Source organism: Rhodopirellula halodulae (assembly GCF_020966775.1).
Classification (GTDB): Bacteria; Planctomycetota; Planctomycetia; order Pirellulales; family Pirellulaceae; genus Rhodopirellula; species Rhodopirellula halodulae.
The window spans coordinates 343,633-353,466 of sequence record NZ_JAJKFV010000009.1 but is presented as its reverse complement, the minus strand read 5'-3'; the positions used below and the strand labels follow the sequence as shown (position 1 = coordinate 353,466).

Here is a 9,834-nt window from a genome sequence, read left to right as displayed (position 1 = left end):
TTTTCGGTTGCCATCGGTCATCGCACACTCCGTTGCTTCGAGGAGCTCAAAGTATCGCGTTTATCAGGCTTTCAGCAAATACCAGTTTCCGGATAGGCTCTTAGGCGATGGTGGCGCATTCTCGGGTCAGTTCGTGGTGCTACTTTGCGAGACTCTTTGACGTTGTACTACTCAGCTATCGCCGGCCTTTTCGACTCGCTCCGTGATCTCCAGCAGTGGCGTAATCCAGTTCTGGTTCGGAAGGCACATGTGGTGGTGGATTCAATTGGCACCTTCTCATTGCGAAAGCATTCCGACGATCTTTGGATAGTTTCGCCAACAAGAGAGCCCGCAATCGGCAAGCTTCTCCGGAATGAGCTGGGAATGGGTGACACATTCGTTGATGTTGGGGCGAATATTGGCTTCTACACCGTGCTGGCCGCAAACTCCGTCGGTAAGCTGGGAAAAGTATTGGCGGTAGAGATGTTCCCACCAACAATGCAGATGCTCTATGACAATATTCATTTAAACCATTTGGAAAATGTCGAAGTCGCAGAGACAGCGTTGTGGGACATGTCGGGAAGCGAAGTAATCGCGAATGCTCCCACGGGGAAGTTCGGTCAGGCCAGCATTCAGGAATACGGAAAGCATTCCACGGAAGCGCGTGTGACTACTACTATTTACTCAAAGACTCTCGATGAGGTCTGTCGTGGTCTAACTGAGATTCACCTGATGAAAATTGACGTCGAAGGCTCCGAGGAGCAGGTCATCAAAGGAGGAGAACGAACTCTTGGAAAGACAAAGTGCGTTGTATTTGAAGATCTTACGCGGAGAGGATTGGGGTGCCCGGTAACGTCACGACTCAACAAACTAGGATTCCGCGTCGAAACGCTCGACCCAAATAACAAAGTGGCGTGGAACAAGAACCGGTAAAACCAAAATCGACCAGCGGCCGGTCGACACTTTCAACCGGCTGCGAATGTTTACAGGTTTTCCCTTCGGATATTGAGCATGCGGGCCATGCTTGGTTGCACAGTCGCTGGTCCCGAGGTTTTGACTGTGCGACGCAAGCTTTCCATCCTAACACAGAGTGCAACAACTCCCAGCTACAGCTCATGCCGTCGGATATACTTTTGAAATGAACACACTTAACAGCTTCTACCTTTCGCAATTCTGGGGACATTAATGCAAAGTGAGTTAATCGCACTCTTAACTCCGGATCTCAGAGGAGGTGGAGTTGAGCGGATTCGAGTGACGCTAGCCAGGGAGTTTTGCAACTTAGGGTTTAATGTTGAGTTTGTGCTTGCCCAGGCGCGCGGTGAATTGTTGGCTGAGGCAAGAAAGGATTTCCCGGTTGTAGATCTTGCGTGCGACCGCTTGCGTTCAGTTCCTATTGCACTGCGGAGCTATCTTCGCATCCGCCAGCCAACCGTACTGTGTTCGGCAATGTGGCCATTGACCGCAATTGCGCCGTTTGCTGCAAGCAACACCGGAACCCGCGTCATCATCTCCGAGCACGGGATTCTTTCAGCGCAATACAGGGACTGGGGGAATGCGCATCGCGTGGGTTTACGCGGCTCCACCGCAACCGGCTACCGATTGGCACACGCGCGTGTTGGCGTTTCCGCTGGTGTTGTGCGAGACATGGCAAAGCTATCGGGTATGCCAGAGAACCAATTTCGTGTGATCAACAATCCGATCCCACCGAGTGCAACGCCAACAGCGGACGAGTTCGAGAAAGCGAGTGCGTTCTGGTCTGTCCCCAAGGGGGGGCGCATCATCACCGTGGGGACACTTAAAAAGGTTAAGAATCATGAACTACTCCTTCGGGCGTTTTCGATGATGAGGACGGTTGGAACCGAGTTGCTAATTCTTGGTTACGGTGAATTGCGTTCTGAACTACAGCAACTCAGTCATCAACTTGGAATTGCGGACAGAGTTGTCTTTGCTGGATTTCACCCGAATCCCACAGCCTTTTATCAGACCGCGGATCTGTTCGTTCTTTCGTCGAATTTTGAAGGGTTTGGGAACGTCATCGTTGAAGCACTTGCATCCGGCACTCCGGTGGTCTCAACGGATTGCCCAGCTGGACCGGCAGAAATCTTGGAAGGTGGACGCTGGGGCAGATTGACTCCCGTTGGTGACGCAGTGGCCTTGGCCGCAGCTATGGACGCTTCATTGTCGGAGGAGCATGATTTCGATGCTCTTCAGAATCGGGCGAATGACTTTCTTCCCACGATTGCAGCCAAACACTACCTTGATGCGTTTGGGTTGTCATGACCCCAACACTTTATATCACTCGCAATGGCATGCTCGAACCACTCGGGCAGTCGCAGGTGCTCTCATACCTGCGTGGGCTTTCGAATGACTATCAAATCACCCTGATCAGCTTCGAGAAGCCAGAGGATTGGGCGGACGAGACGGCTGTGCAGCGGGTGCAGAAGGACTGCGATCGGCATGGGATCCGCTGGCTTCCGCAACCGTTTCATCATCGGCCCAAGGTGCTTGCTCCAGCGTGGAGCATGCTGACGTTCCTATGGCTTTGCCTGCGCGAAATCCGCCGTGGCAATGCAGAACTGATCCATGCTCGCAGTTACATCCCCGCTGCTGTGGCGATGGTTGCCGGGAAACTGACGGGTACACCTTTCATCTTTGACATGCGGGCATTGTGGCCCGAAGAATTGATCACCGCTGGCAGACTCAAACGCGGTTCGTGGATGCACCGAGCGATCGTTTGGGCGGAGCGCACCTGCTTGAAGCGAGCCGCGGCGGTCGTGTCGCTGACGCATGCAGCGGTGGAATATTTGCGGGAAACGTATCCCGATGAGTTAGAAGGTCAGCGGATTGTGGTGATCCCGACATGTGCGGATCTGGAACGATTTGCTCCACCGAGTTCGCGTCCTGCCGAACCACCGATCTATTCCTGTATTGGGACGGTTTTGAGCGGTTGGTTTCGCACGGACTGGCTCAGGACGTTCTTTAAAGTTGCCGCGAAAAAGTCACCCAACGCACAATTCGAAATTGTCACCCGAGACGACGCTTCTCAGGTCCGCGAGTCGATCGACCCAAAAGACCTTCTGGGAGAACGGCTACAAATTTTAGCTCGGAAACCGCACCAGATGCCATCGGCGGTCCAGCGCCACACGGCATCTGTGATGTTCTACGCGGGGGGCTCAATATCCGAACTAGGTCGTTCGCCAACTCGCATGGCCGAAATCCTCGGTTGTGGACTCCCTGTGGTCGCCAACGAGGGTGTCGGTGACGTCGCGAGTATCATCAAGCGCTACAGAGTGGGCGTTCTGGTCAAAGAAAACACGCTCGATGACATGCCCCGCGCGTGGTCAGCACTTCAACAACTGGAACGAGATCCCGAACTACCGCAACGGTGTCGACGCGCCGCTGAAGAGACCTTTTCGCTCCACTCGGGGACCGAAAAGTACAAAGACATTTACGCGAGGATACTTCGTCCATCATGATGCCGCAGACGAGAGTGTAGTGGTGTTCGACAAACACGTTTTACAATTCACATGCTCTATTTAATCATCTTCGTTGCCTTGATTTTGATTCGTTCCAGCAATCGCGTCGGAACGGAGAACAGCAAACTCCTGTATTCAGCCTGCCTGATTTCGATTTTTCTGTTTTCAGCATTTCGGTTCGAAGTAGGACCAGACTGGAGCGGTTACCTCAATATCTTCCGGATCCAACAGTGGTCTGACTATCTCGATGCGTCGACCAGAAGCGAGCCTGGATACTGGTTACTGAACGAGTTTATCCACGAAATGCACTGGCCTTACCCTTCGGTCAATGTCTTTTCGTCAATGATATTCTTCGCTGGGCTGCATGCACTAGCAAAGCGACAACCAGATCCGCTGGGATTTTTTGTCCTGTGTTTTCCAATCCTTATCATCAACATGCCGATGTCAGCCGTGCGTCAAGCTATGGGGATCGGAATGCTATGCTTCGCCTACAACGCTTTTGTTGACAAAAAGCTCATCCCTTTTGTTGCTTTCGTTATCATCGGAGGCAGTTTTCACAATAGCGCTTTAGTATTCCTTTTACTTGCTCCCTTGGTAACCGGCGAATACACCCGAAACCGCTTGATTCTTAGTGGACTACTTGCTATTCCCGGCGTCATCGCCTTGGCAAGCACTCGAAGTGCTGAGGTCATGCAGTCCCGCTATATCGAATCCAACGTGGAAGCAGCCGGGGCAATCTTTCGCGTCATGACTCTGGTTGCGACATCGCTCTTTTTCCAATTCATGTTGAAGTCAACCTGGAAAGCGAGTTTCAAAGACGAGTTCAAACTGGTCAGTCTTGGAAGCCTGATGATGCTCGCACTTGTTCCACTGGTGGCTTTGTCAACTGTGGTTGCCGACCGGTTCGGATACTACTTGATCCCCATCCAAACTGTTATCTTTGCTCGAATCCCTTTTATGCTTCGAGATGATCAGTACCGTCGCTTGTTTTCTATCGCACCCTATGCTGGACTGTTTCTTTTGTTCGCCGTGTGGACTCAGCAGTCATGGATTTTTCAGCTTACGTACATCCCGTATCAAACTTGGCTATTTGGATTCCCGTCCGGCAGTCGTTATTAAATGCATCAAACAAAGCCAATTTCGACGAATGAGGCCGGAATTGCGGCCAGTAACAACCGGCTAAATAGTTCGATACAAGCAATTTCTTCGGCGATCCCTTTCAACTTCTTTTCTATTGTCTGAACCTAGTCCAAAACGGGTAACATTTGTCAGCGATGGCACCCTTGCGCCGACCACGAGGTTTCGAGTGGATCCTGTGGCATCCCTGCTGAGCCAGCGTGGGTGGCAGACGAGATCCATCTATGGCTATGGAGCCTTTGACCAACGCATTCCTTCTTGGCGTTTGCGGAAGCTCTATCGCTTCGCGTGTCGAGCCAAGCGTGCCGTGACAACCGCAATGCTTCCGTCTGATATTCCAGTGCTCCTGCAACGCCTGGCGATTCCGACCTGGGGCACTCCGGAATCAATTTTAAGCGGCCGCAACAAGAAAGTTGTGTTTGACTTTGACGATGCCATTTTCATGGACCCGTACTTGCGTGAAAGCCGTTCACGCCGGGCAGCACTGAACCGAATCTTTGAGCGTTCTGCTCATGTCGTGGCTGGGAACTCATGGCTCGCTAGTCATGTAAAAGCAGACACCCCTGTGTCAGTCATTCCAACATGCATTGACACGGACCGATACGTGCCGATTGAAAAACCATCGGACTGGCCGCTCCGCATTGGATGGATGGGGACAGCAACCAATCTTCGCTTCTTGGAACAACTGGTTCCTGCGATCACCGAGCTTCGAAGAAAGCATGACTTTGAAGTTTGTCTTTGTAGCGATGTCCAAAACGATGATCTGCTCAACAAGCTTGGTGCGAGCTTCCAGCGTTGGAGTCCCGAACGGGAAATTGAAATACTCCAATCGTTTGACATCGGTCTGATGCCGCTATCCAACCAAGATTGGTCGCGAGGGAAATGTGCGTTCAAGTTGATTCAATACCAGGCGGTCGGAATTGCCACGGTCAGCTCCGCAATTGGAATGAACGAGGAAGTCGTCACCGATGGCGAAAACGGCTTTTTGGCACACAATGAAAATTGGGCAGAGCCACTCGATCAACTTCTTTCTGATCGTGACTTGCGAGCGCGCATGGGAACGTTGGCTCGCCAAACGGCGGTGGAACGCTATTCACTACCGGTAGCAGCAGATGCGTATGAGTCAATTTTTGAATCGTTGATTCGCCAATGAGCTCGTTTGCAAAATTCGGATTGTTTAGGTCCCAATACGATAAAAGCGGTGTGCTTTGCCGCCCGAAAACATCAATCAGCTTCCGGGGACTAGCTAGCTGATGTGTGGCCTTACTGGCTTCGTAGGACTCGGCTCAGCTGACCGAATTACCGAGATGACGGATCGGCTGATTCATCGTGGCCCTGATGGCGGGGCGACATGGACGAGCGACGACCGCTTCCTCTCGCTCGGCCATCGACGCTTGTCCATCATCGATCCGCGAGTCATCAGCGCGCAACCAATGCGTTCGCGATGCGAGCGATACGTCATCGTTTTCAATGGAGAGATCTACAATTTTCGCGAACTGCGTGCGAAGTTGTCTGGACACCCTTTCCGCACTGAGTCGGACACGGAGGTGTTGCTGGAAACGATTGGCAAACTTGGCGTCAGCGAAACGCTGCCGTTGCTAAACGGGATGTTCGCGTTTGCCGTCTATGACACCCATCGCGAGGAACTTCACTTAGCGATCGACCGACTGGGAGAAAAACCGCTGTATTATGGTGAGGTGCAAGGAATGGTCGAACCCGTTTTTGCGTTTGCTTCCGAACTGAAGGCGATCACTTCCCTCCCAAGGTTTTCGAACCCCATCGATGACGAAGCTCTAACATCGTATCTACGATACAACTATGTTGCAGCACCTCGGTCAATCTACCAGGGAATCCGCAAACTCGAACCGGGACAACATCTGACGTTCCGTGTCAATCATGGTCATGCGGAGCTCGCGGATTCGCATCTCTACTGGGACGCACAAGCAGTGGTTGAGCAGGCACTCGCGAATCCGCTGGTTGGTTCCGAGCAGCAATTGCTCGACGGGCTCGAGGATCAGATCCGGCAATCAGTGGCATCACGAATGATTTCGGATGTGCCACTGGGAGCTTTTCTGTCTGGTGGTTACGACTCAACCTTGGTCGTGGCGATGATGGCGGCGTCGGTCAATCAGCCTGTTCAAACGTTTTCGATTGGTCAGCAGGATCCACTCTACAACGAAGCCGATCATGCGAGGGCAGTCGCGAAACATCTGGGGACCGATCATACGGAGTGGATTCTATCGCCGGACGACGCACTGGAAGTCATTCCCAAACTGGGCACGATGTTTTGTGAGCCATTTGCTGACGCATCTCAAGTCCCGACTTACCTCGTCGCAAATTTGACCCGGCAACATGTGACGGTGGCACTATCGGGCGATGGTGGCGACGAGTTGTTCGGTGGATACAACAGGCACTTCCGTGCCGGCAGTCTTTGGTCCCGAATCAGACGAGCTCCCGTTTGGTCTCGCAAAATGATGGCCCATGTTATCCAGAGCGTTCCAGCGACGCAGTGGGACCAGATCTACAAGCGATTCTCTTTTTTACGCGGACGAAGTGGTGAATTTGCTTTGCCGGGTGTCAAGCTTCATAAGCTTGCGGGGGTTCTGCATTCAGATTCACCAGTCGACCTTTATCGACGACTGGCATCGGTCAATCAGCTGCCACTAAACCTGCTGAAAAATCATCGAGAGCCAATAGATCGGTTGTCGGAATCCGGCAATTTGAGTGATGGAATGCAGTTCGAAGAGTTGATGATGTTCCTGGATATGGTGACTTATTTGCCAGGTGACATTTTGGCCAAAGTCGATCGGGCGACCATGGCAACGAGTTTGGAATCTAGGGTCCCACTCTTGGATCATCAATTGGTCGAACACGCCTGGCGAATGCCTCTTGCCATGAAGGTCCGCGACGGCGACGGGAAGTGGGCGCTCAAGCAAATTGTTCATCGCTATGTTCCCAAGGTATTGATGGAGCGACCGAAAATGGGCTTCTCGATTCCGCTGTCACATTGGCTGCGAGGCCCGTTGCGTGGTTGGGCGGCAGATCTTTTGGATCGCGACCGACTGTTGGCGGATGGTCATTTCGATGCGAATGCAGTCCATCGTCTGTGGCAGGGACACTTATCGGGCAAGCAAGAAAATGAACACCAACTTTGGGCGGTGCTCATGTTTCAGTGCTGGAGAGCCAGTCAAACTTGATCCCCTGGGTACTTTTCCTGTCGATGCTGGTGGCGATTTTCGTTTACGGCAATCGCCTGGTGGCCGACTGGCTGGCGGGGACACTCGAAAAACAATTTCGGGAGGTCAATCCACTTCAAGGCCGCAGTTTCGAACGCGTCATCTTGCTCGGTGGGGCGACGGGTGAAACGGATTCCGGTGGGTTGCAAGTGAACGAAAATGGTGACCGCGTCGTGATGGCCGCTCGACTGTTTCATTGCGGGAAAGCGGAAAAAATCGTTTGCACTGGGATTCGCAATTCGGATGACAGTCGCTTTTCGACGGACGAAGCCGAACAATCTCGACGGCTATTGATCGAGCTCGGCGTGCCAGATCTTAAAATCGAGAAGATTGGCGGCAGCAACACAGCGGAAGAAATGATGGCGGTCAAAGAGGTTGCCGCCGAACAGCCGATCGGGGTCATCAGTTCGGCTTGGCATTTGCCTCGCGTGCTCCGACTGGCAGAACGATTTGGCGTCGATGCGGTTCCAGTCCCCTGTGGATTCTTGTGCAATTTGAGTCGCAAACGTTCATTGCGAGTCCGCATACGAGACTTCATCCCCGGGCATCGAGCGATGATGATGAACACCTATGCGATTCGTGAATATGTCGCAATGACCCTTGGCCGTTAGACCGACACTGTCCCACTGCCCCAATCAAGCTGACAGCCAATTTCAAATCGAGTTCCTCCACTAAACCACGACATTGCCGAGATGCTATCTGAAGAACAGTCCTTCTCTCACAGAGTCGTGTTGTTCGCCAACACCGATTGGTATCTCTATAACTTTCGGTCGGGGCTTGCTCGTTCACTGAAGGATCGGGGACATCAAGTCACAATGGTGTCTCCAGACGGTCCCTACGCGGAAAGGCTGGACAAAGAGTTTGGCTGGCGTGAACTGGACTTGAGTGGAGGCAGCAAGAATCCGCTGGACAATCTTGCCGCTTTGAATCGAATTCGTTCGCTTTACCGTGAGATCAAGCCGGACCTGGTCCATCACTTCACGATCAAGTGTGTGCTTTATGGTGGATTGGTCGCTCGGCAGATGAAGATCCCGACAGTTCAAGCAGTCACAGGGTTGGGGCATATCTTCACGGAGGACAGTCTCCCCAATCGCTTGATCCGCGCCGGCATTCGTCCGATGTATCAGCGGGCCTTGGGTGGCGAGAACACCCGGGTCATCTTCCAAAACACGGGTGATCGAGATTTCTTCCTCAATGCGGGTTTGGTCTCCGAGAAGCACCTTGAGCTGATCCGCGGTTCTGGGGCCGACTGTGATCGATTTCGGCCGCCGTCGGGTGAGCGAAGGCCGGGTCCGTGCCGGTTTCTTTTCGCATCCCGATTGATCCGTGAAAAAGGGGTCTATGAGCTGTTAGAAGCGGCCAAGCACCTCAAAGCGAGCGGTGAACCGTTTGAGTTGATGGTTGCGGGTGACCTGTACCCTGGGAACCCCAGTTCACTCTCATCAACTGAGCTGGAGGAGATGAAGCAACACGTGACCTATCTGGGGCATGTGGACGACATGGAGCCTCACTTTCACGACGCCGATGTGGTGGTGCTCCCCACCTATGCCGAAGGCACGCCGCGGGTCCTGCTGGAAGCGGGGGCGTGCAGGAAACCGCTGATCGGAACGGACATTCCAGGCTGCCGAGGAGTGGTGGAAGACGGCGTAAACGGTTTTTTGGTTCCTGCCAAGGCGGTGCCTCCGCTTGTCGACGCTATGCGGAAGCTGTCGGGTGACAGCTCGCTTCGGCAGACGTTCGGCCGAGCGAGCCGGCAAATCATCGAGCAGGGTTTCAGCGAGACCGAGGTCATTCGCAAAACAATCGACGTCTACCGAAAGGTATTGCCGAGTATTTGACGCGTTTTGGATTCGACAGGAGACGATCTCGTAGCCGGATTCGTCAAGAATTCGGACACCTGACCAAAGCGAACGATCGTACCTCGCGTTGCAGTTCACAATCCGACTTCGTTTCCCCCCAGTCGCAATCCACAACGTCTGCAAGAAGCAAACATGGACGGCGCGTGG

Annotated in this window: 8 protein-coding genes; all 8 read left to right on the top strand. The window is 53.0% G+C overall.

Annotation, left to right across the window (positions count from 1 at the left end):
- Window positions 1-363 precede the first annotated feature (363 nt).
- The 8 genes from LOC70_RS07600 to LOC70_RS07565 all read left to right on the top strand — a co-directional run bounded on the left by LOC70_RS07600 (window position 364) and on the right by LOC70_RS07565 (window position 9,666).
- Window positions 364-912 (top strand): FkbM family methyltransferase, encoded by a 549-nt coding sequence (locus LOC70_RS07600; protein WP_230252976.1) that lies wholly within the window; start codon window positions 364-366, stop codon window positions 910-912.
- 252 nt (window positions 913-1,164) lie between these two features.
- Window positions 1,165-2,259, top strand: a complete 1,095-nt coding sequence (locus LOC70_RS07595) for a glycosyltransferase (RefSeq protein WP_255715697.1) — start codon at window positions 1,165-1,167, stop codon at window positions 2,257-2,259.
- Entirely contained in the window at window positions 2,256-3,455 is a 1,200-nt protein-coding gene (locus LOC70_RS07590; protein ID WP_230252972.1) for a glycosyltransferase, read from the top strand. The genes LOC70_RS07595 and LOC70_RS07590 overlap by 4 nt, the downstream gene beginning before the upstream one ends.
- A 51-nt stretch (window positions 3,456-3,506) precedes the next feature.
- Window positions 3,507-4,574, top strand: a complete 1,068-nt coding sequence (locus tag LOC70_RS07585) for an EpsG family protein (RefSeq protein ID WP_230252971.1) — start codon at window positions 3,507-3,509, stop codon at window positions 4,572-4,574.
- Between the two features lie 196 nt (window positions 4,575-4,770).
- The gene (locus LOC70_RS07580; protein ID WP_230252970.1) at window positions 4,771-5,745 is read left to right on the top strand and encodes a glycosyltransferase family 4 protein; all 975 of its coding nucleotides are present in this window, start codon (window positions 4,771-4,773) and stop codon (window positions 5,743-5,745) included.
- A gap of 100 nt (window positions 5,746-5,845) precedes the next feature.
- Window positions 5,846-7,789 (top strand): asparagine synthase (glutamine-hydrolyzing), encoded by a 1,944-nt coding sequence (gene asnB, locus LOC70_RS07575; protein ID WP_255715695.1) that lies wholly within the window; start codon window positions 5,846-5,848, stop codon window positions 7,787-7,789.
- A complete protein-coding gene (locus LOC70_RS07570) occupies window positions 7,786-8,439 on the top strand; it encodes a YdcF family protein (protein WP_230252968.1) in 654 nt (217 codons plus the stop codon). Before asnB ends, LOC70_RS07570 begins: the two co-directional genes overlap by 4 nt.
- A gap of 81 nt (window positions 8,440-8,520) precedes the next feature.
- The gene (locus LOC70_RS07565) at window positions 8,521-9,666 is read left to right on the top strand and encodes a glycosyltransferase family 4 protein (RefSeq protein ID WP_230252965.1); all 1,146 of its coding nucleotides are present in this window, start codon (window positions 8,521-8,523) and stop codon (window positions 9,664-9,666) included.
- Window positions 9,667-9,834: the final 168 nt, after the last annotated feature.